This is a genomic window from Sphingobacteriaceae bacterium (genome assembly GCA_002319075.1).
GTDB lineage: Bacteria > Bacteroidota > Bacteroidia > B-17B0 > Aurantibacillaceae > Aurantibacillus.
Genome location: NVQB01000001.1, coordinates 1,236,517 through 1,259,572, shown reverse-complemented (window position 1 = coordinate 1,259,572; position 23,056 = coordinate 1,236,517). Strand labels below are relative to the sequence as shown.

Here is a 23,056-nt window from a genome sequence, read left to right as displayed (position 1 = left end):
TGTTATTATGCACTCATGGCTTCTGCCGTGGCATTAATTTTTTTAACTAAACCTTGTAAAACTTTTCCGGGACCAACCTCAATAAACTGAGTTGCACCATCGTTAACCATTTGTTGTACGCTTTGAGTCCAGCGCACCGGCGCAGTTAATTGAGCGATAAGATTTTTTTGAATAGCTGCCGGATCAGAAACCGCGTTGGCAGTCACATTTTGATATACCGGACAGATTGGATGACTGAATTTTGTAGAGTTAATAGCAGCTTCCAATTCTACACGCGCTGGTTCCATTAAAGGTGAATGAAATGCTCCGCCAACCGGCAATACCAAAGCACGTTTGGCACCCGCCGCTTTTAATTTTTCGCAAGCTATAGTAATCCCTTCAATACTTCCTGAAATTACCAATTGACCGGGACAGTTATAATTTGCTGCTACTACCACATTTCCGCCAGCTGTAATTTCTGCGCAGATATCTTCCACGATCTTGTCGTCTAAATTTAAAATAGCCGCCATAGTGCTTGGATTAATTTCGCAGGCTTTCTGCATCGCGAGCGCACGCTTGTATACCAGCGAGAGTCCATCTTCAAAACTCAAAGTTTTATTTGCTACCAAAGCAGAAAATTCACCTAAAGAGTGACCCGCAACCATATCTGGTTTAAAGTCTGCAAGTGTAGAAGCAAGCACAACAGAATGCAAGAATACGGCTGGCTGTGTTATTTTCGTTTGTTTTAATTCTTCTTCGCTTCCCGAAAAAAGAGTATCGGTAATGCGAAAACCTAAAATGTCGTTTGCCTTTTCAAAAAGGTCTTTTGCCTGGGAATTAGTATCATAAAGTTCTTTCCCCATACCTGGAAATTGCGAACCCTGACCTGGAAATATGTAGGCTTTTTGCATAGAAAATGTGATAATGTTAGAATGGTAAATTTAACAGAATAATGCTAATAATCAAACCCAAACAATGAGGCTTAATCAACGGCATACTGTTAGGAATCCCCTAAAATAAAAGTTTTTTACGGTCAATAAAGCCTCCGCCAATAAGATCATTTCCTTCATAAATTACGGCGCTTTGTCCGGGAGCCACACCATTTACTGAGGAATGGAAAATCACGTCAAGTTTATTGTCAATCGTGTTAATAGTGGCAAGAGTTCCTGCGTCTTTATAACGAATCTTGGTTAAGCCAACAAAATCTTCAGGAAGTGTTTCGTATTTAATAAGATTGAAATCTCGCACTGTCAAATGGTTTTCTTCCAGATCTTCTTTATCGCCCAAAATAACCGTGTTGGTTTCAGGTATAATTTCTTTAACAAAAACGGGTGCTCCCAGTGCGATATCCAGTCCTTTACGCTGTCCCACAGTATAGAATGGATACCCCCGGTGTTTGCCTACGTTCTTACCTTTAAAAATATAATTTCCACCTTCTACCTTTTTTTCAAGATCGGGCATGCGGTGTTTTAAAAATTCTCTGTAATCATTGTCAGGAACAAAACAAATATCATAACTCTCGCTTTTATTAGCGAGATCATAAAATCCGGCGTCTTTGGCCATTTGTTTGATCTCGGTTTTTTGAAACTGGCCCAATGGAAACATGGTGCGGCGAAGGCTTTCTTGGGGAAGTCCCCATAACACATAAGTTTGATCTTTTGATTGATCGAGTCCTTTATAAATTACTCTGCGGTTATTTTCTTCACGCACCTGCGCATAATGCCCTGTAGCGATAAATTCGCAATCCAGCATGTCTGCACGTTTCAGCAAAGCATCCCATTTTATATGTGTATTGCAAAGCACACAAGGATTGGGTGTGCGTCCGGCCAAATACTCTTCAACAAAATTATTGATAATAAACTCTCCGAATTCTCCGCGTATATCCAGAATATAATGGGGAAAGCCATAAGATACAGCCATGGTGCGCGCGTCATTGATGCTGTCTAAACTACAACAACCCGTTTCGCGTTTACTCGAACCAGAGCTCTCGTAATCCCACGTTTTCATGGTAATGCCAATAACTTCGTAACCCTGCTCATGAAGCATCATAGCTGTGACACTGCTGTCGATCCCACCACTCATTGCTACCAATACTTTACCGTGCTTGCTCATGTTTATTGTTTGCTAAGGCTTTAATTTAGCGCTGGTAAAGATACGAATAATCGGCTTGAGAGGCAGCCAGTAAGATTGTACTAAAGTTAATTTTTGCTGATTTGAGAACAAGACTACTATTTCGTCTGCTTCTTCGGAGCTGGTTTTTGCTGAACGGGTGTTTGAGAAGCTGGTTTACTTTCTGTTTTATTCTTAGCAAAAAACTCATCAGTCTCTTTTTTTGAAGCTAAAGATCCGTTTTTGTAAAGTTCTTTCTCGCGAACTTTACCGCTTTCCGTTTTATAAATCCACGGACCATTTTTAACGCCATTTTTATAATAACCCGCAGCTACCTCGGTACCATTTGGAAAACGATAACTAATCCTTCCTTCCATGTGTCCATTAAGATAGTTTCCTTCGGCCTTGATGGAATTGCTCGAAAAATATTCTTTAAACGGACCATCCTGTATGTCGTTTTTAAAAGTGCGCATTTCCGAAATAGTGCCATCGGGTAAGTATACAAAAGATTGGCCTTCTTTTTTACCGGCTTTATAATTTTCACGGGAGATTAATACACCTGCTTCATCGTAATAAGTCCAGGTGCTGTCTTTAATTTCCATGCCGCTATATTTGCCTTCGCCCATGCGTTTGCCGGTCATGTGAAAAAGTTTCACATAGGCGCCTTTGCCATCGGGTTTAAAATTCATTATTGCGCGGACAGAATCATTCGGATAATAGTATTTGAATTTGCCTACCGGTTGATCGTCTTTAAACATGCCCTCGTACACGAGTTTATTTTTCTCATCTGTCTTTTTCCAGTAGCCCTGTTTTTTTCCTTTAGAATCTGTTGTTTGAGCAGATGCAAAAATCAATGGAAGTATAAAAAGAAAAGAAAGTAATTTTCTCATAAACGTATAATAAATTTTAGCGGTAAAGATACATGGAAAAAGAGTGTCATCTTTTTAAAAGAATCAACAAAAGGCATTGAATTACATCAGCTTCACTTTGTATTTGTCGGCCATTTTTTTGAGTTGCTCGTCTGCCACATTATGAATGTTATTTCCGCTGTGGTATTTTTCCACTGTCATCACAAATACCTGGTAACCTGCCTCAGCAGCCATTTTGAAGTAAGGTTCTATTTCCCAATCAATAGTGAAAGTATTATCCACAAAAATTTTTTCAACGCCATCGTTCATTGCTTTGCGTGTTTGATCCTGACAGTGTTTGTAGGCGAGATGATTTTTGTCGAATTGAAAAATGTAGGTGTTGGTAACGGGATCAGTAAAATAGCTATCTATTGAAAACACAGGCCAGGTATTTTCGCTTAGTACTTTGGCAAGTGTTGATTTTCCTGAGCCGGGTAAACCTCTTAAAAGGATAAGTGAAGGCATAAAATAACGGAGATCAATGATACAAAAAATTTTCGCTTAAGAAATCGTGAAAAGAAAAAAGGCTATACAAGTATAGCCTTTAAAATTATTTTCTGCCGCCATTGCCACCACCACCACCAGATCTACCGCCGCCCGAACCACCTCCGCTGGGTCTACCGGCTCCACCGCCGGAGCGTGTACCTCCGCCAGGATTACCAACTCTCGAGCCTCCTGAAGGGGCAGGGCTACCAGGACTTGCCTGAGATTTTCTGTTGCTGCCAGGATTTACGTTCGGCGAACTCTGATTGCTACGTGGAGTACTTTGATTTACACGTTGCTGACGATTTGTTCCAGGACTCGTGCCGGGAGATGTCTGGCGGGTATTTTCCCTTCTTTGGTTCGGTGTAGTTGTACCTTTATTTGTATTTTGTTGACGCTGTTGATTGCTCTGTGTGCGACCGCGGTTTGCACCCTGATTCGGATTTACAGCACCATTGCTACGAACGCCTTCTCTTCTGTTTGTTCCGCCTTGCGAAGAACGCGCCCCGTTGTAACCATTATTATTTGTACGTCTTCCGTAATGAGGAGCAGTTTTTTGAACATAACCTGAAGAAACGCGTCTTCCATAATAGTAGTTATGCACGTGAGGAAAAGCGTGGTGATATCTGCGATACCCATAAAAGCCATAGTTGTAACCGTAAAATCCGCGGCGGTAAGAATAATATCCGTAGGGTGCCCAAGGCGAATACCAGCCGGGGTAATATCCCCAATACCAGGGTGAAACCCAATAGCTGTAGCCTGGAGCGTAGATATAAGAAACACTTGGCCATGCCCAAACATTTACCATAACATGCGTAGTACCTGAAGACGAATTTTGTGAAGCATACGCATCGTCCGTGGAAGGACTTTCAGTTTTTTTGGAATCAGCATTTAAAGGTGCCTGGTCTTCGGGCTCAATAATGTAGTCTTTACCATACAAAGTTTCATCGCCAACAATTTGAATGTGTGCGGTGTTATCTCCTTTTTTTACAATTTCAATTACAGCCACATCCTGCGATTCTGTTTTACTAACCGCATCTTGTATAACTATGGAGTGAAAATCCTCTTTACCATAGTCTACTACTCGAAGGTAATCCACCTGTCCGTCGCTGTTTAAATCAAGGTTATTTATTTTGGTAGATGCCGAGTTTAGATTTTTCTCAAAGTCTTCGATAGAAGCTGATTTTTTAAAAATACTTAACACCGCATTGAGGTCAAGATTGTCACCCGGCATTCCGAGAGAATCGCTTTGTGAGAAGGCAGAAGCACCTGACAACATAAACGCTGTTACAAGCACGCTGATGGTTAAACTGGTTTTCATAAGTAGATATTATTGTTTTTGAATTGTCATATGGTATAGCCCTGTTTTCTTGGTATGTGTTTGTGCGGTAGGCAACAGGCTATTTCATGATGACTAAATTTAGAAAATTAGATGCAAAGCCAGTGCCATAGTTTAATAGTATTTTGTTATTATACGTTAAAGGAGTAATAAAATGTGTCTATATTTACGCCTTTAAGATCTATATCAAAATCAAATGTCTTATTCAAAAATTTCAGATTCTAGTGTTCTTGTTACAGGCGGCGCGGGCTTTATAGGCTCTAATTTATGCCACGACCTTTTACAAACTAATAACCGTGTTATTTGTCTTGATAATTTTTCCACTGGAAAAAAACAAAACATTGCGTCTTTTTTAGATCATAAAAATTTTACTTTAGTTACTGGAGATATTCGTCATCCTGAGGATTGTAAAAAAGCAGTTGAAGGTGTAGATATTGTTTTGCAGCAGGCGGCTTTGGGTTCTGTGCCAAGGTCTCTGAACGACCCTCTTACTACTAACGAAGTAAATGTCAGCGGCTTTTTAAATATGTTAATAGCCGCACGCGACGCCAAAGTAACACGTTTTGTGTATGCTGCCAGTTCGTCTACATATGGCGACTCAAAATCTCTTCCAAAAACGGAGGATGTTATTGGAAAACCATTGTCGCCCTATGCCGTTACGAAGTATGTAAATGAGCTGTACGCGCATGTGTTTGGATTAAACTATGGTATGCAGCTAATTGGTCTCCGCTACTTTAATGTTTACGGTCGCCATCAGGATCCGGATGGGGCTTATGCTGCAGCGATACCAAAATTTACAAAGTCTTTTATGGAATATAAATCTCCTCTTATTAATGGAGATGGTACAAATTCACGCGACTTTACTTATATAGATAACGTGATTCAAATGAATCATCTTGCGGCCTTAACCGAAAACCCCGATGCCATTGGACAGGTGTTTAATACCGCAGTAGGCGAACGCGCCGATCTGAACAAATTAACGTCTATACTAAAAAAGTTTTTATCCGAGTTTGACTCAAAAATTGCTGAGGTTAAAATTCAATATGGTCCTGAAAGGGCAGGGGATATTCCGCACTCTCTCGCCTCTATTGAAAAAGCAAAAACATTGCTAGGATATAAACCCTCTCATACTTTAGAGCAAGGGCTTAAAGAATCCGTAAAGTGGTACTGGGAAAATCTGCAAGGTGAGTAATTATCTTAGGCCATAGGCAACAAAACCTGTAAAAGGATAATGTTTTACAGTGTTGAAACCATCACTGCTTTCAACCAATATTTTTACTCCTAAACTAAGGGTTTGTTTATTTACTAATTTAAAACAGAAATTTACTTCGGCATTAACGGCAAGATAGAGTCGGTTTAATTATTTCGCTATGGGGGTGCTATTAGAATAAGATGGTCCATTTAATGAGTAGCCACCTCCCTGGTTTTTTCCAGCGAAATATATAAAGGTGCCCATACATTGTTTCGGGTAATTCGAAATTCGTAACCGAAGGACAGCTAATTAGTGAATACCTAAAAGATAATTGATTGACTGGTTGTTATATTAAACCTGAACTCCAATAATACAAACATCATCCAGCTGTTCTAAATTGGCTTTCCAGTCTTCAAACACTTTATCAAGAATCTGTTTTTGATCATTCGGGTTATTTTTATGAATCCGGATAAGCTCAGCTTCCAATTGTTTGTATTTGAATTTTTTCCCCTTTGGTCCCCCAAATTGATCCGCGTAACCATCTGAAAAAATGTAAAGTGAATCTCCTTTTTTGAGTTGTAAGCTATGTGTCGTAAAGGACGTCTGTTCGGTGTAGTTACCAATGGGTTGTTTGTTGGGTTTAATTTCCAGCAGTTCAGAGTTGCGTATGTACCACAAAGGGTTATTGGCCCCAGACCATTGTAATTCAAGTGTTGCAGTGTTTAAACGGCAAAGGCTAATATCCATCCCATCTTTTACTTCGTTATTGCTTTTGCCAAAAGTTTCAATAACAAGTTCTCTTGTTTTATCAAGGATTTTTCCTGTTTCGGTTAAATTAAATTCGAGCAGACTTCTGTTCAATGCGTTGTTACAGACAACTGAAACCATTGCGCCAGGAACTCCGTGACCAGTGCAATCGGCAGCTGCGAAAAAAATATGGTTTTCGTCATTACCTTTTTCCATCCAATAAAAATCTCCGGCTACAATATCTTTCGGTTTATATAGTATAAAGCTTTGCGGTAAATTTTTCGCCCAATAATGCAACGGGGGAAGGATAGCGTCCTGTATGCGCTTAGCATAAGTAATACTGTCGATTACTTCTGTTTGTTTTTCCTGTACTATTTTTTTTTGTTCCAGCAGGAGTTTTTGATATAGCACATTGTCACGTTTAAAAAAGATGAAAAAAACGATAGTAATCAAAAAGAGTGAAAACAGATTAGATATGTTAATGATCTTCTGTATTTCTCTTAACGGTCCATCTAAGTGAAATGAACCTTCCCTGTTTTTCATATACATCATTAAAATAAAAAAGATAGCTACAATTGAAAAATTGTAAATTTTTAATATTAGCATTTCATCAAATAACATAACTACTATCATTGCCATGATGAGTAGAAATAGATGCATACTTGATTCTAATCCAAAAATAATGGTTGCCAAAGAGAAATACACAATACCATAGATACAGGAAATATGGAAGGAAAGTTGATGAAGACCTTTTTTGTGGAGTAAAAAATTGCACACGGATATAAGCAGGAAAATGATATTGGTTTCTGCAGATCCGGTAATATGAAAGGAAATTGAAAGTGGCGTAAATATTGCCATGTAAACAATCGTAATCAGCGAGATAAGGTTGGAAATTCTAATCTTTCGACTCAATGACTCTTCATTTGCGGCATTGTAACCTATGTTAAGTAATTTTTTCATGGTTCATTTAAAGTATAAAGTCCAAATACGTTTTATCGTTAATTACTTCAAAACCTGAGCCGGGGTAGGCTTTTGCAAAAGCAACTGGTTGTTTTGGCAGTTTCTTAGAGCTGTATTTAAACTCAAAAGAATTTATTTTTTTAGCTTTTACTTCCACCAGGTCTATCTCTTGTTGATCGTAGGTTCGCCAGAAATAAGTTTCAGGATTATTTTTTTTGTAAGTGTTTCTTTTTAGTCTTTCCATAAAAAGATAATTTTCCCAAAGCATTCCTTTATCGTCATCTCTTCTCAACGCTAAAGGTTCAAAGTCGCCGATAATGGCGTTGCGTATTCCGTTATCCACAAAATACCAACGTTGGCTCTTAGAAATTTCTTTTCTTAAATTATTGCTGTATGCAGATACTTTGTAAAGAACAAAGACTTTGGTTAGCAGGTTCAGATATTTTTCGACAGTGTTCTTACTTATGCCTAATGCGGCGCCCAGCTCATTATAAGAAACTTCTTTTCCAATTTGATAAGCCACCATTTTTAAAAGACTAAAAACTACAGATGCATTTCGTAAGCCGTCGAGAATTAAAATGTCTTTTAGGAGATAAGCATTTACGAGATCTGAGAGATACCGCTTTTTTTCATCAGCAGACTTTAGATGCCATAGCTCTGGATAAGAACCATACACAAGCCGGTCTTCGAGATTTTGTTTTATTTGCAAGGCATTTTCTTTTAGTTCGCCTTGCCATATCGGGTAAAGGTTAATAACCGTACTTCTTCCTGTGAGTGGTTCGCCCGAAATGTTGAGAATATCAAAAGCGGAAGATCCTGTGACAAGAATTTTTAAGCCTTTAATAGAATCTACCATTAATTTTAATTTTTTACCAATCTCTGGAATGCCTTGCGCTTCATCGATCACCAATAAATCATTGCCATTTAATACCCTTGTGTAATTGCTTACCGTACGTTGTGCGAGCAATTGATGCGTGTCTTCGTCTTCGCCGTTGAGGTATAAATAAGGGCGCTTATAGTTTTTTAAAACGCTTTCCAGTAGCACCGATTTACCAACGCGGCGCGCACCAAGAAGTAAAATTACTTTTTGGGGTTTCAAACTTTTCAGGAGTTCTTCGGTTTGAATGCGATGTATTTCCATATCCTAAAGGTATTAATTTAGGCAGTATATTGACTAAATTAATGTAAAAATTGTCATTGTATTGACTAAATTTATATAAAAATTGTCATTATATTGACAGAATTAACGTTTTATGAATGTAAAGTGTTAAATATCAAGTAATTGAAAGAGTTTGATTTTTAGAGCAATAGGAAGCAAATTGAAGGGTTATTACATGTTCCTTCTATACTGTCCACCTACTTCAAAAAGTGCGTTTGTAATTTGTCCTAAAGAGCAATATTTCACAGCTTCCATCAAGCCTTCAAATAAGTTTTCATTTTGAATGGCTTTGTGCTGAAGTGTTTTTAAAATCTCGGGGCTTTTATCTTTATGGGTTTCCCACAAACTATTACGGGTTTTGATCTGGTCTTCCTTCTCTTCTGTAGTAGAGCGAATAACCTCACGCGGTAACACAGTTGGACTGCCTTTAGAACTTAAGAAGGTGTTTACGCCAATTAAAGGGTATTCACCGTTATGTTTTAAAGTTTCATAGTACAAACTTTCTTCCTGAATCTTGCTACGTTGATACATGGTTTCCATAGCTCCTAAAACACCACCACGTTCTGTAATGCGGTCGAATTCACTTAGCACGGCTTCTTCCACGAGATCCGTTAATTCTTCAATGATGAACGCGCCTTGTAATGGATTTTCATTTTTGGCTAAACCCAGCTCGCGGTTAATGATCAATTGAATGGCCATAGCGCGACGCACTGATTCTTCGGTGGGTGTTGTAATAGCTTCATCGTAGGCATTTGTATGAAGGGAGTTACAGTTGTCATAAATCGCGTACAGAGCCTGAAGTGTAGTACGGATATCATTAAAATCAATTTCCTGAGCGTGCAAAGAACGTCCTGAAGTTTGAATGTGGTATTTCAACATCTGGCTTCTTTCGTTTGCTCCGTATTTTTGTTTCATAGCTTTGGCCCATATACGACGGGACACGCGGCCGATTACAGAATATTCAGGGTCAATTCCGTTACTGAAAAAGAAGGATAAGTTGGGCGCGAAATCATTAATGTTCATGCCGCGACTTAAGTAATACTCTACAAATGTAAATCCATTTGATAAAGTAAAGGCAAGCTGTGAAATAGGATTAGCGCCGGCCTCAGCGATGTGATAACCACTGATAGAAACCGAATAAAAATTTCTTACGTTCTTATCAATAAAATACTGCTGCACGTCACCCATCACACGCAGGCTAAACTCGGTACTAAAAATACAGGTGTTTTGAGCCTGGTCTTCTTTTAAAATGTCTGCCTGAACCGTTCCGCGTACCTGAGCTAAAGTGAATGTTTTTATTTTTTCATAAACATCGGCAGGCAAAACCATGTCGCCGGTTACTCCCAGTAACATTAAGCCTAAACCGTTGTTGCCTTCTGGTAGTTCCTCTAAATTGTATTTCGGACGGGTTGTTCCTTTTTTCTTGTAGATATCCGCGATCTTTTTCTCTACTTCTTTTTCTAATTTATTTTCTTTGATGTAAAGCTCGCATTGCTGATCGATTGCAGCATTCATAAAGAAAGCCGCAATGGTAGCAGCAGGACCATTAATGGTCATAGATACCGATGTCTTCGGATCGGCCAAATTAAAGCCACTGTATAATTTTTTAGCGTCATCTAAACAACAAACACTCACACCGGAGTTACCCACTTTTCCGTAAATATCAGGACGGTGATCAGGATCATTTCCATAAAGTGTTACACTGTCAAACGCCGTACTCAAACGCGCTGCAGGCAAACCTTTACTCACATAATGAAAACGTTTGTTGGTTCTTTCTGGCCCGCCTTCGCCGGCAAACATACGTGTTGGATCTTCCCCTTCACGTTTAAATGGATAAATTCCGGAGGTATAAGGAAATTCTCCAGGAAAGTTTTCGCGTAAACTCCATTTTAAAATATCTCCCCAACCTGTGTATTTTGGAACAGATACTTTTGGGATTTGCGAATGCGACAAACTTTCGTAATGTGTTTTAATTTTTATCTCCTTATCACGAACTTTAAAAACATAATATTCGTTTTGATATTGTTTTTTCTTATCGTCGAAAGTCTCTAACGTTTTTAAATTACGCGGGTCCAAATCTAAACGGATAATTTCCGCTTGTTCTTCCAAAGATTTAATAATACGGTCTTTATCATCCATTTTAGAATCTTTCAGAGTCTGAATGGTAGTGCGAATACTTTGTAGCTTAATGGCAATGTTACTTTGATCATTTGTCCATTTATCATAAGTTCTTGAAGCCTCAGAGATTTCACTCAGGTAACGTGTACGATTTGGCGGAATAATATAGATTTTCTCGCTCATTTCATCCGTAACTTTAAAAGTTGACTTCAGGTCTGTGCCGGTTTTTTCTACCAGCTTATCCATTAAAGCTTTGTATAAAGTGTTTGTGCCTGGATCGTTAAACTGAGACGCTATGGTTCCAAATACAGGAAGCTCTTCATCTTTTGCTTCCCACAGATTATGGTTGCGTTTGTATTGTTTTTTTACATCGCGTAAAGCATCAAGTGCACCGCGCTTGTCAAATTTATTAATAGCAACAATGTCAGCAAATTCCAACATGTCGATTTTTTCTAACTGCGATGCAGCACCAAATTCAGGAGTCATGATGTAAAGACTCATATTGCTATGCTCAATAATCTCTGTATCACTTTGTCCGATACCAGCAGTTTCAATTATCACTAGATCAAAACCCGATACTTTTAAGATATCAATTGCATCCTGAACATATTTTGATAAAGCTAAATTACTTTGACGGGTTGCTAAAGAACGCATATAAACTCTTTCGTTTTTGATCGAGTTCATACGTATACGGTCTCCCAGCAATGCGCCACCTGTTTTTCTTTTACTTGGATCTACAGAAACGATACCTATTTTTTTCTCTGGAAAATCTAAAAGAAATCTACGTACCAATTCATCCACCAAAGAAGATTTACCGGCTCCACCTGTTCCTGTAATACCAATAACCGGTGTTTTGGAAGTTTTTGCTTCTTTACGGATAGGATCTAACACCGCTTTACTTTCCTCATTAAAATTTTCTGCTGCCGAAATTAACTTAGCTATAGATTTATGATCTTTTTCTTTTAAATGTTTTACTTCTCCGTTTAAATTTGTTCCGGTAGCATAATCACTTTGTTTTAAAACATCATTGATCATTCCTTGCAAACCTAAGTTACGACCATCATCAGGATGATAGATGCGCGTGATACCATAATTATGAAGTTCTTCAATTTCCGAAGGAAGTATAGTTCCACCTCCGCCACCAAATATTTTAATATGCGCACAGCCACGTTCTTTCAAAAGATCGTACATGTATTTAAAATACTCATTGTGTCCGCCCTGATAACTGGTTATGGCTATCGCATTAGCATCTTCCTGGATGGCGCAATCTACAATTTCCTGAACGCTGCGATCGTGTCCTAAGTGAATTATTTCAGCGCCTGTACTTTGCATTACGCGGCGCATAATATTTATGGCAGCATCGTGACCATCGAATAAAGCAGCGGCAGTTACAATGCGGATTTTGTGTTTCGTTTGATACGGTATAGTTTCAATCATCAGTAGTCGTTTAGGGAGGTATAAATTTAGCAGATTTAAGCCAATTTTTTCAATTTTGAGGTAAAAGAAACGCATCTGCTTCATAATCAGCAAGCGGTGACAGAATTATGTGTTTAATAACCATTTACAGATGGAATTACACCAGTTATTGAAGGGGAAGAAGTCGTCCGGGAAATGGTCTATATTTGTAAAACCTAACTTCTTTTTCATGAGAAAAATTTATTTGCTTTTCATAAGTCTTATTTCTGTTTCAGTTACAGCGCAAGACAATCACTGTGCCACCGATGTAGTTATGAAAAGGATCTATGACAAAAATCCCGGGTTGAAGATAAGCAGAGATGCGAGATTTCAGTCGCAACGCAGCAGTGCGCAACGTCCTCAACCAAGTGCAACATACATTATTCCTATTGTTTTCCACGTGTTGCATGTAAATGGTCCTGAAAATATTTCTGATGCCCAGGTTAAAGATGGACTGAGAATTTTAAACCGCGATTTTGCCAGACAAAATCCCGATACCACAGAAATTATCCCGGTATTTAAAAATATAGCAGATTCCACAAAAATTCAATTTGAGTTAGCAACGAAGGATCCATTGGGCAATTGCACGAATGGCATTGTGCATCATTACGACACTGATACTGACTGGGATGATACTTCTCCGACTTTATTTTCGCATACCTGGGACCCGACCAAATATTTGAATGTTTATTTAGTAAGAACTATCACCTTAACAGGAGGCTTTGGAGCATCAGGTTATACCTATTTTCCGGGAACTTTTTCTCCTGGCGACTCTTACGACGCCATTGTAGTTCTGAATAATTATTTTGGCTCAATTGGAACCGGAAGTAGTTTTTTATCGCGGGTATTAACGCATGAGGCAGGACATTGGTTAGATCTTAATCATGTATTTGGCGGTTCTAATAACGCAGGAGTAGATTGCTCAGGCGACGATTTTATAAATGACACACCTCCTACACCGGGATATCTAAATTGTCCAAATCCAGCAATTCCTTCGCAGTATCAACTTTGCACGCCAGGGGTAAGTGAGAATTTTCAAAACTATATGGATTATTCTTATTGCTGTAGAATGTTTACAAGTGAACAGGGGCAGCACATGCAGTTTGCCTTACAAAATACGGCAGGAGGCAGAAATAATTTATGGACCAATGCTAATCTTATTGCCACCGGCATTTTAAACCCATCTTCCGCTTGTATTCCGGTTGCTGACTTCAAATACAGCCGCTCTAAAACTTGTGTCAGTTCACCTGTGGTTTTTAAAGACGCCTCCTGGAATGGTCAACCGACTTCTTATAGCTGGTCTTTTCCCGGAGGTTCTCCTGCAGTATCTACAGCGTCTGCGCCTGTTGTCACCTATGCACTTCCAGGAGTTTATTCTGTAAGTTATACTGTCTCTAATACTGCGGGAACTTCAGCTCCAGTTACAAAAAGTAATATTATAAATGTCACAAGCCCAATAGCAGTTTTTACCAATTATTGGTCAGAAGGGTTTGAAAATCTTTCCGCATTAAATACAAACTGGACACTGCAATCTTCGAGCGGTGCGTCTAAATGGGAGCAATCGGCCGATGCCGCTTATACCGGAACCTACTCTGCTAAAATTAATCCCGCAAATAATACCCGAAAAACAGTCACATCGATGATTAGCCCCGCTATAAATATGGGAACTAATCCCGGACCTGTTCTCACTTTTAAAGTTGCAACGGCTGAGGTCACAACAAACCATGTAAACAGTTTAAAAGTATATCTTTCGGTAGATTGTGGTAACACATGGGGTGCTATTTATTCCAAAGCAGGACAATCTCTTGTAACCAGCAGTAGTGCCGCCTCCAATTTTGTTCCGCAAAAAAGTGAGTGGCGTACCGAAACGATTCTTTTGCCACAGGCATTGTCAGCGTCATATGTGAATTTTAAATTTGAGTATACACGCGACACAATTCCTGCTGCAAATACAATCTACATTGATGATATCAATATTACGGGACCAACTTCCATTGAACAGAACAGGTTAAAGATTCAGAATCTTAATGTTTATCCTGTACCTTCTAAAGGTGCGTTAACAGTATCTTTTCAACTCACTGAGCCTAGGAAAATAACATTTTCGGTGTGCGATATTACAGGACGTATAATGGAAGAATTTACAGAAACTCAGTTTGAATCGGGCGAACAAAAACACATTATAAACAGCGGCGGTGCTTTACCAAAGGGAATTTATTTTCTAAAAATTGAGATAGACAAAGCATCTTCAACACGCAAAATTATTGTTGGAGAATAGCGGTTTTTTTATTCTGGTAATCACGCCAATAAAAAATACCCACGAATAAAAATCCTAAGCCAAAAGGTATGGATGCATAATATTTGTACGCGTTGTCGTTAAAAAATTCCATCATCATCCAAAAACTATTGGCCATGATCCAAAATAGTATTGCTGCATTGAGATAGGCGTCTTTAGTTCCTAAGGTTTTATAAATTATATAACCGGCAAGAAAAAGAGTGGGTGCCATCATTATAGCCCCTAACCACTTAAGCTCCAGCATCCAGCAGGTGTCTTTTATGAGCCAGAACACGATGTGCATACTTTCGTATTTCCGTATTTTATCGAGAAGATCCATTTTATTTTCACTCAAAATTAAACTTTTACTTTATTTTTACGTCTAACAATAAAAAGTTTTGGCTCAAATTGATGATAAAACCATTTTAGAACTGTTTCGCGATGAAAAAACGCGTAATGCCGCTCTTGGTCATTTAATCTCAAAATACCAACAACGCCTTTACTGGCACATTCGTAAAATTGTTATTGATCACGACGATAGTGATGACGTACTGCAAAATACCTTTATCAAAATCTGGAAGGGCTTAGAGAACTTTAAAGAGGAAAGTCAACTCTACACCTGGATATACAGGATAGCTACGAATGAGGCTTTGACCTTACTACGTCAAAAAGCGAAAAAGAATACGACTTCTATTCATTCTATAGAATATGAATTAAGTAAGAACCTTGAAAGCGATAACTATTTTTCGGGCGACGAAATACAGTTAAAATTACAACAAGCCATTTTGACTTTGCCTGAAAAACAAAGAATCGTGTTTAATATGCGTTACTATGACGAAACACCTTATGAGGAAATGTCTCACATCCTGGAGACCTCTGTTGGAGCTTTAAAGGCCAGTTATCATATTGCTTCAAAAAAAATTGAAGAAATCCTGGTGGGAGCTTAAACCTTTTAGCTAATAAAGCATCTATAAAGCGTGATAGATAAAGACGAAAATAATCAATTCAACGATCTGCCGGGAAATTTCGGTTTGCCAGAGGGCTATTTTCAAAAGTCTGCCGGCTCTATCATGAATAAAATAGAGTGGCAAGAAGAACATAAAAAATTTCCACGTCTAAGTGCGCTTAAAAACGTGAACGCTTTCGCTGTTCCCGAAAATTATTTTTCTGAAAACGAACACCAGTTAGAGCTAATGGATTATCCTGCTTTAAAAAAACTAGAGCGGGTGAATGCTTTTTCGGTTCCTCAAAATTATTTTGCAGAGCTGGAAGTTATAGAATTAGCAAAGGTTTTGGTTAATGAGGAAAATGTATTTCCAATATTACAGTCGTTCGATAAAAAAAATAATTTTGTTATCCCTGAAAATTATTTTGAAAAAACAGAAAAACTAATTTCAGAAAAAGTAGATCCAAAAAAGAGAGCAAAAGTTATTTCGCTTTTTACTAAAAAAGTTAGCCTGGCTGCAGCAGCTATGTTTGTGGTAGTTATAGGGCTTTGGCTTTATAATTTTTATTTTGTTCCCATAGAACCTGTAGATTGTGGAACGATTGCCTGTCTTGATAAACAGGATATTGTAAAAAGTAAAAGTATAGAGAGTCTCGATGATGATCAGTTGTACGATCTAGTGGATCCTTCTGCTCTTGAAAAAAAACTGGACGCAAAAAAGGCTGATGAGGTTAAGGATAAAAGTCAGGATAGCAGTATAAATAACCTTTTAGAAGAAGAGGATTTAGAAGATATATAATGAAGTACTTGTTACGCATAGCCATAATTTTTTTGTTTTTCGTGGAGGGAAACTCTGTTTTTGCCCAATCGGGCAAGGATAAGGTGGAGGCTTTGCGGGTAGCCTATATTACAGAGAATGTTGGTTTAACACCCTCTGAGTCGGAAAAATTCTGGCCTGTTTACAACGAATACAATGAAAAGATAAAAGCGATTCGTAGAAATCTCCGTCAGAGTTATAAAAGCAGGCCGGAGAATCTTAGCGACAGGGAAGCTGAACAATTATCAGTTCTTTTTGTTCAATCAAAACAAGCCGAGGCTGACATCCACAGGCAATACTATGACAGACTAAAAGTAATTGTTGGAGCAAAAAAACTCGTAAAATTACATGTTGCAGAAGAAGAGTTCAGATTAAAAGTAATAAAGAGTATAAAAGGAGAAAGCGATAATTGAAGAACAACTCTTATATTTTAAAAGGGCTGGCAGGATTCACTTGCTTGTTTTTTTTATTTTCCACTAAGCTGAATTCGCAAACAACTTACGACAGTTTAAAACTAAAACTCCCCAAGCACTATTTTAACACGCTTATTGTTCTTGACTCTTACCGAAAGCCAAACAGAGAATTTAAAGATACTTCCAACGCTTTAAGTAAACGTTTAAAAAGCTATGGCATCAAACAATTTACTTTTTCTTTCCTAACCCCGGTTTTCACAAAAGATAGAACAGCGACAGATGGAACAATACAAAATTCCCATCTGTTGCTCACAGCTAATTTTTTGTCTTTACGTCCGGTGTTTGATGGGTTAGGCGATCATAACCTTGTTAAGTTTGGTGTTGGTATGCGCTTTATTTACAATACCGGAAAAAAAGGAGTTTGGTTTGCAGACGTTTCTCCTTTTGTAACGCGTGACATTACGTACCCGTCTTCTAAACCTTATTACAGACTTGCCAGCACACTTGTTTATAGTCACAATGTTAACGATCACTTTAACTGGCGACTCGGGATTACAAAATCTTTTATGTGGGGAAATCGATTTTACTGGCCGTTTATAGGGCTCAGGGTTGGTCGTCTTGATAAAGTAAATGTGAGTGTGCAATTTCCAAGAAGCGCAAGTTTAAATGTACCCATGGGTTCAAAAGTTATTTTTAGTTTTTACACACGTCCGCAGGGAGGTCTGTTTAATTTTTCAAATGCCGATTCTCTGTATTACAAAAAAACCGATGCCACTTTCCATTTCACCCGCAGGGAACTGAATACGGGAGTAAGGTTTGATATTAGGGTAAGTCGTAATTTTAATTTTTATTTAGCAACAGGCCTAAGCACAGGAAACACAATTACCTTTTACTCTGAAAACGCTAACAGAAGACGAAGTTATTATAGTACTTATTTTTATAGAAAGAACATAGCGCCTTCACTCTTTTTCAATTTCGGATTCGTTTTAAAATTCGGTAAAACGCGGTCTTACTTTAATAATAAGAATATTTATGATGCTGTTGATTTGAATACTAGCATTGACCCGAATAGTAATGGTAATGCGCAAATTCCTCTTTCTCCGAAGAAGAAAAAATCAGATTTAAATCTTAAATCCGTTGAGGACCTGGTAGACTATAATGATTTCTAAATGCTTATCTTTACAGGGATGCGCCCGAGGCTTTCCTTATTTATTTTTTTAGTTTTTCTGACTCAGGTTTTTTTGGGTCAAAACGATTCTCTTAAAGCCGACCCATTTAAAAAGCGAAAAGTAGTTCTTGCATCTTCAACAGGTGCCTTAACTGTAGGTTCTCTTTTTTATTTGAACGTAGCCTGGTATAGCGGATATAATACAGGGAAATTTCATTTTTTCAATGATAACAAAGAGTGGCTTCAGATGGATAAAGTAGGACATACTTTCACCACATATCAAATGTCACGCTTAATGATGAATGCTTTTGACTGGGCAGGTTATACAAGAAAACAAAAACTTATTTACGGTGGGGGTATTGGATTTGTGTACATGACAACAATAGAAGTAATGGATGGTTTTAGCAGAGGCTGGGGATTTTCATGGGGAGATCAATTGGCCGATGGTTTGGGAACCGGCATGGCTATTGCCCAGGAGCTTGCCTGGAGAGAACAGCGTTTCCAGCTAAAATTGTCTTATTCAGAAAGCGGACTTGCAAAATACAATCCTGCTTTACTTGGTGAAACACCTTACACGCAGGTTCTAAAGGATTACAATGGACAAACTTATTGGTTAAGCATAAATCCTTCTGCATTTATAAAAAGAGAAAACAAATTTCCGAAATGGTTAAATATAGCCTTGGGCTATGGTGCTTATGGCATGCTTGGTGGTCACTACAATAATAGTGTGGTTGTGGATAATGAAGGGAACGTTTTAAAATTTGACAGAGAACGAAGATTCTATTTAAGTTTAGATGTGGACCTGACACGTATTAAAACAAAATCAAAAATTTTAAAAGGAATTTTTTCAGTGGTTAACATGCTGAAATTTCCAGCGCCAGCCCTGCAATGCACTAAGAACGGCTTTCGTTTTTATCCGATTTATTACTAAGTATTTTTCTTTTTTTTTTAAATTATTTCTTTTTTGGTTAAACCTTGATGCATTCCTTGAGTCAAAGATTCAAATAAACTAAACCAGAATAAAAAATGGAAAATCAACTAAAAAACCTCAAAGGTCAGTACAAGCCGGGATATAGAACATCCAAAATCTCTATGGGTCTCGCAGTAATTTTTACAGTAGCCTCTTTATCTTTTAGCTCGTGCCGTAAAAAAGATAAGGAAGAAACTATCGCCGAAGATACAGAACAAAGCACCGCCACTGATAATAATGTGGCTGAAAGTTATGTAGCAGATATAGAGTCTATGGGAAGCCAGGTTTCAGACAATGGGTCTTTATCTACCTACAAGACAAGTGGCCCTTCTTCTGTTGAAGCATTGGAAGCGTCGGGATGTGCAGCAGTAACAGTGAATAATCAAGTTGTAACCATCGACTTTGGTACAAGCGGTTGTATTGGAAAAGATGGTAGAACCCGTACCGGAAAATTGATCTATGATTTTTCAGGATCTGCATCAGGTGCCACCCGCTACAGAAATCCAGGCTTTAACATGAGTGTAACATCTCAGAATTATGTGGTTGATGGGTACGCTGTAACTATTATTAGCAAGTCAGTAAGTAATATTACTTCCAGCTCTATTCCGAGTACTGCTAATCCCGGAACTAATCTTAAATGGTCGGTTGTAGCCAATATCTCTATAGTAAAACCAAATAGCGGAGGTACTATTAGCTGGTCTTGCAACCGTACAAAGGAATTGATGAATACAGGTGATACACTCTGTTATAAAGGTCAGGCTATGCCAATCGATTGGACTAAGGCCATGGTGAAAATCAATGGCAGCGCCAGTGGTGTTAATGCTAAAGGAGAAAACTTTACTGCAAACGCTACCAACCTGGTAAGAGATTTTAATTGCGCTCCCGATCCTGTTTCCCGCCCTCACCGTCACCCTTTTATTAGTGGAACTATTGCTTATACACCAGGTAGCCGTCCATTACGTACCATAGATTTCGGAAATGGTGCTTGTGACATGGCTGCAACGGTAACTATTAACGGGCGTGTATTTAATATAACACTTCCTTAATCTGGAAATTATCAGAACGAAAGCTATCTCTGCGGAGATGGCTTTTTTTATGCTCATAACCTTCGCTTACTGTTTAAATCATAGGTTTTCTGTTGAAAACTAAAGATTGACTTTGTAACAAATAGATTTACTTTTAAAACAGTTAAAAATCCTATTATGAGTGTAAACGAAAAAGAAGAAACCGAAAAGCTATACTATTCCATTAGCGAGGTTTCTGACTTGTTTGACTTAAACGCCAGTACGCTTCGTTTTTGGGAAAAGGAATTTGACGTACTTAAACCGACGAAAAACAAAAAAGGTAATCGCTTATTTACAAAAAAGGATATCGAACACATTGCCAGCATCGTTGAGCTGGTAAAACAAAAAGGGTATACCATTCAAGGCGCAAAGGAACAACTTAAAAATAAATCTGTTGTTAAGTCAGCAGGCTCCCATGCCGATGTGATTGAAAAACTTAAGAATATAAAAGCAAAACTCATCGAACTTCGCGATAATCAGGATTAAACTCCGGTTCCCTTTAAATTTAACAGCCGTCTCTTAGGGTAATTGTCCCTTTTTTAATAGGCATACGCACAATTTTATTACTTTTGCGGCCATGACAAAATACATTGTTTTGGCTTTATTACTTTTAGGTTGCGCGCCGAAAAACGATAATGCTCATAGTGAAAAAAAGAATCAGAAAGATTCACTTGTTACAGATAGCTTAACAAAAATAGCTGAAAAACCGGAGATAAAAATCAACGACTCTCTGAATGCTGTGGCAGAATTAATTGCCGGTATTTATCCTCCTGGAAAAATGTTTAGTGGTACCACGGAAAATCAACACTACAAAAATTTTTCAGATGACTTTTCAAAACGCTGGAATAATTTCGATTCCACACGTATGCAAAAATTGCTGGAGTTCAGAAACAAAGAACTTATGGTAGAAATAAAACCTGAACCAAACTTGTTTTATCCTTTTTCTGGTCCGGATATTTTATACGCGAATTTGTTTTTCCCACAGGCTGATAAAACAGTTATGATAGGATTGGAACCTGTAGGAACCTTACCGGAATTTAACGCATTAAAAGGAGATTCATTAAAACGCTATTACGATAAACTGAATTCTTCTTTACATGCAATTTTAAACTTTAGTTTTTTTAGAACAGAAGCTATGAGTAAAGATCTTAAAAACGGAGAGGTAGACGGAACCATTCATTTATTGTTTTTGTTTTTAAGCAGAACCGGAAATGCCATCGTTTCTGCAAAACCTGTCACTGTCGACTCTCTGGGTAATAAGATATATTTGGCTTCATTCGAAACTTTAAAAACTTCTAATCTTAAAAGTAAAGGCGTGGAGATTCTGTATAAAACTGCCGAGAACAAGTTAAAAGAATTGAACTATTATTCTCTTAATGTAGTGGATGTGGCTTTGGATTCAAATCCAGGTTTCAAGACTTATCTTCGAAGCTTTAAAAATTTTAATACCTATCTTAAAGGAGCGTCTTACCTTTTGCATAAAACCTATTTTTCATTTGTACGTGAAATTATTTTAAAAGGCTCTTCTACTATTGTACAGGATGATAGTGGTATAGCTTTGCGTTACTTTAAACAAGATGATGCAAACTGGAGCTACAAATTATTCGGCGAATATACCAAACCCATCTCCCTCTTTAAAAACGCTTACCAAAAAGATCTTGATTCGCTTTATAAACACGGCAATTCAACTGCACTTGGTTTTGGAATTGGTTACAATTTTAAAGATAAGAACAGCAATTTAATGGTAGCCAGGCGCAATTAAGGAATGCTAAGATGGTGTCTGCTCATACTTATTTGTCTTAAATGGCCAACTTTAAGCTACTGCCAGTTTGGTTTCGACACCATTTTTAAAAAAAGTCCACTGCTAAAAAAAATAAGTTCTCAGCCAGATAAATATCACCTTCAAATTATTTATACCGAGATTAACCGCTCTGGCGATAAACCTGGTTTTACGAATCATTATTTTAATGTAAAGCCTGAAAACTATTTTTACTGCGCAAGTCTTGTAAAATTGCCTGTAAGTATTTTGGCTCTTCAAAAACTCAATGAGATAGGCGTGAACCAGGATGCTATAATGTTTACGGATAGTTCCATAATCTGTCACAAAAAAGTAAAGCGCGACACAAGTTCTTCAAATAACTATCCAAGTATTGAGCAGTATATAAAAAAAATGCTATTGGTAAGTGATAATGCAGCCTACAGCAGGGTTTACGAATTTCTTGGCGTAGATTATATTCATGAAAATCTGGAGAAGGGGGGTTATCCAGGGATTCGTATTTTGAGTCGTTATGACGGTAATTGCCGTGGAAAAGACAATGTTATAACAAACCCTGTTTCTTTCCTCGATCCTAATTTAAATGTATTATACACCCAAAAGGAACAAACCTCCGCACGGCACTATGCCAGTACTGATCGGAATATGCAAGTTGGAAAAGCATATTACGATTCAAATAATAAAAAAATAAACACTCCCAAAAACTTTGCTGGCTCCAACTACATGAGCCTTATTGATTGTCACACGATTTTACAAGAACTTATTTTCAACCAATCCGGTAAGTTTAAAATTACAGAAGAGCAAAGATTATTTCTCAGGAACTACCTCAGCATTTTTCCCCGCCAAAGTATCAGCCCTAAATACGATCCTAAGGTTTATTACGACAGTTATAAAAAGTACCTTTTTTATGGCGATTCAAAAAGGTCTATCGAAAATACTAATTTAATAATTACTAATATTGTGGGGCAATCGTATGGCTTTATGTCCGACTGTGCTTACTTTTTAGATAAATCCGCCGGAATAGAATTTATGCTGAGTGCGGTAATTTATGCAAATGAAGATGAGGTCATCAACGATGGAAAATACGATTACAAAACAATTGCGCTTCCTTATTTAGCTGAATTAGGAAGACAATTTTATAATTACGAATTACAAAAAAAACACGCAGTTAAAAAATAACATC

Annotated in this window: 20 protein-coding genes; 11 read left to right on the top strand and 9 right to left on the bottom strand. The window is 37.9% G+C overall.

Annotation, left to right across the window (positions count from 1 at the left end; translation table 11 throughout):
- Window positions 1-5: 5 nt before the first annotated feature.
- The 5 genes from fabD to CNR22_05670 all read right to left on the bottom strand — a co-directional run bounded on the left by fabD (window position 6) and on the right by CNR22_05670 (window position 4,280).
- Window positions 6-890: a [acyl-carrier-protein] S-malonyltransferase gene (gene fabD / locus CNR22_05690; protein PBQ31276.1), complete on the bottom strand. Its 885-nt coding sequence runs from the start codon at window positions 888-890 to the stop codon at window positions 6-8.
- Window positions 891-990: 100 nt separating this feature from the next.
- Window positions 991-2,091 carry a tRNA 2-thiouridine(34) synthase MnmA gene (locus tag CNR22_05685; GenBank protein PBQ31275.1) on the bottom strand — a complete coding sequence of 367 codons (1,101 nt, stop codon included), beginning with the start codon at window positions 2,089-2,091 and terminating at the stop codon, window positions 991-993.
- Between the two features lie 116 nt (window positions 2,092-2,207).
- Window positions 2,208-2,978, bottom strand: coding sequence for a hypothetical protein (locus CNR22_05680; protein PBQ31274.1), 771 nt, complete (start codon window positions 2,976-2,978; stop codon window positions 2,208-2,210).
- An 81-nt stretch (window positions 2,979-3,059) separates the two neighbouring features.
- Window positions 3,060-3,461 carry an AAA family ATPase gene (locus CNR22_05675; protein ID PBQ31273.1) on the bottom strand — a complete coding sequence of 134 codons (402 nt, stop codon included), beginning with the start codon at window positions 3,459-3,461 and terminating at the stop codon, window positions 3,060-3,062.
- Between the two features lie 462 nt (window positions 3,462-3,923).
- On the bottom strand, window positions 3,924-4,280 hold the full coding sequence (locus CNR22_05670) for a hypothetical protein (GenBank protein ID PBQ31272.1): 357 nt from the start codon (window positions 4,278-4,280) through the stop codon (window positions 3,924-3,926).
- Between the two features lie 734 nt (window positions 4,281-5,014).
- Between CNR22_05670 and CNR22_05665 the strand changes: the two genes are divergently transcribed.
- Window positions 5,015-6,010 carry an LPS biosynthesis protein WbpP gene (locus CNR22_05665; GenBank protein ID PBQ31271.1) on the top strand — a complete coding sequence of 332 codons (996 nt, stop codon included), beginning with the start codon at window positions 5,015-5,017 and terminating at the stop codon, window positions 6,008-6,010.
- A 351-nt stretch (window positions 6,011-6,361) separates the two neighbouring features.
- On the opposite strand, the gene CNR22_05660 is transcribed toward CNR22_05665, so the two are convergent.
- From CNR22_05660 to CNR22_05650, 3 genes are all read right to left on the bottom strand, one after another.
- Entirely contained in the window at window positions 6,362-7,717 is a 1,356-nt protein-coding gene (locus CNR22_05660; protein ID PBQ31270.1) for a hypothetical protein, read from the bottom strand.
- A 7-nt stretch (window positions 7,718-7,724) separates the two neighbouring features.
- Window positions 7,725-8,858: an ATPase gene (locus tag CNR22_05655; GenBank protein ID PBQ31269.1), complete on the bottom strand. Its 1,134-nt coding sequence runs from the start codon at window positions 8,856-8,858 to the stop codon at window positions 7,725-7,727.
- 189 nt (window positions 8,859-9,047) lie between these two features.
- Complete coding sequence (locus CNR22_05650) at window positions 9,048-12,431, bottom strand: methylmalonyl-CoA mutase (GenBank protein PBQ34832.1); 3,384 nt, start codon at window positions 12,429-12,431, stop codon at window positions 9,048-9,050.
- Window positions 12,432-12,561: 130 nt separating this feature from the next.
- Here CNR22_05650 and CNR22_05645 point away from each other — a divergent pair, with 130 nt between their 5' ends.
- Window positions 12,562-14,724 (top strand): hypothetical protein, encoded by a 2,163-nt coding sequence (locus CNR22_05645; protein PBQ31268.1) that lies wholly within the window; start codon window positions 12,562-12,564, stop codon window positions 14,722-14,724.
- Here the strand turns inward: CNR22_05645 and CNR22_05640 are convergent.
- Entirely contained in the window at window positions 14,708-15,061 is a 354-nt protein-coding gene (locus tag CNR22_05640; GenBank protein ID PBQ31267.1) for a hypothetical protein, read from the bottom strand. The two genes, CNR22_05645 and CNR22_05640, sit on opposite strands and share 17 nt — an antisense overlap.
- Before the next feature lie 58 nt (window positions 15,062-15,119).
- On the opposite strand from CNR22_05640, the gene CNR22_05635 reads away from it, so the two are divergent.
- From CNR22_05635 to CNR22_05595, 9 genes are all read left to right on the top strand, one after another.
- On the top strand, window positions 15,120-15,668 hold the full coding sequence (locus CNR22_05635; protein ID PBQ31266.1) for an RNA polymerase subunit sigma: 549 nt from the start codon (window positions 15,120-15,122) through the stop codon (window positions 15,666-15,668).
- 30 nt (window positions 15,669-15,698) lie between these two features.
- Window positions 15,699-16,466 (top strand): hypothetical protein, encoded by a 768-nt coding sequence (locus CNR22_05630; protein ID PBQ31265.1) that lies wholly within the window; start codon window positions 15,699-15,701, stop codon window positions 16,464-16,466.
- Window positions 16,466-16,897 (top strand): hypothetical protein, encoded by a 432-nt coding sequence (locus CNR22_05625; protein PBQ31264.1) that lies wholly within the window; start codon window positions 16,466-16,468, stop codon window positions 16,895-16,897. Before CNR22_05630 ends, CNR22_05625 begins: the two co-directional genes overlap by 1 nt.
- Complete coding sequence (locus CNR22_05620) at window positions 16,894-18,066, top strand: hypothetical protein (protein PBQ31263.1); 1,173 nt, start codon at window positions 16,894-16,896, stop codon at window positions 18,064-18,066. Before CNR22_05625 ends, CNR22_05620 begins: the two co-directional genes overlap by 4 nt.
- Window positions 18,067-18,996 (top strand): DUF2279 domain-containing protein, encoded by a 930-nt coding sequence (locus tag CNR22_05615; GenBank protein ID PBQ31262.1) that lies wholly within the window; start codon window positions 18,067-18,069, stop codon window positions 18,994-18,996.
- Window positions 18,997-19,091: 95 nt separating this feature from the next.
- On the top strand, window positions 19,092-20,081 hold the full coding sequence (locus CNR22_05610; GenBank protein PBQ31261.1) for a hypothetical protein: 990 nt from the start codon (window positions 19,092-19,094) through the stop codon (window positions 20,079-20,081).
- A 156-nt stretch (window positions 20,082-20,237) separates the two neighbouring features.
- A complete protein-coding gene (locus CNR22_05605) occupies window positions 20,238-20,585 on the top strand; it encodes a MerR family transcriptional regulator (protein PBQ31260.1) in 348 nt (115 codons plus the stop codon).
- A gap of 91 nt (window positions 20,586-20,676) precedes the next feature.
- A complete protein-coding gene (locus tag CNR22_05600; protein PBQ31259.1) occupies window positions 20,677-21,861 on the top strand; it encodes a hypothetical protein in 1,185 nt (394 codons plus the stop codon).
- Between the two features lie 3 nt (window positions 21,862-21,864).
- On the top strand, window positions 21,865-23,052 hold the full coding sequence (locus tag CNR22_05595; GenBank protein ID PBQ31258.1) for a hypothetical protein: 1,188 nt from the start codon (window positions 21,865-21,867) through the stop codon (window positions 23,050-23,052).
- Window positions 23,053-23,056 lie beyond the last annotated feature (4 nt).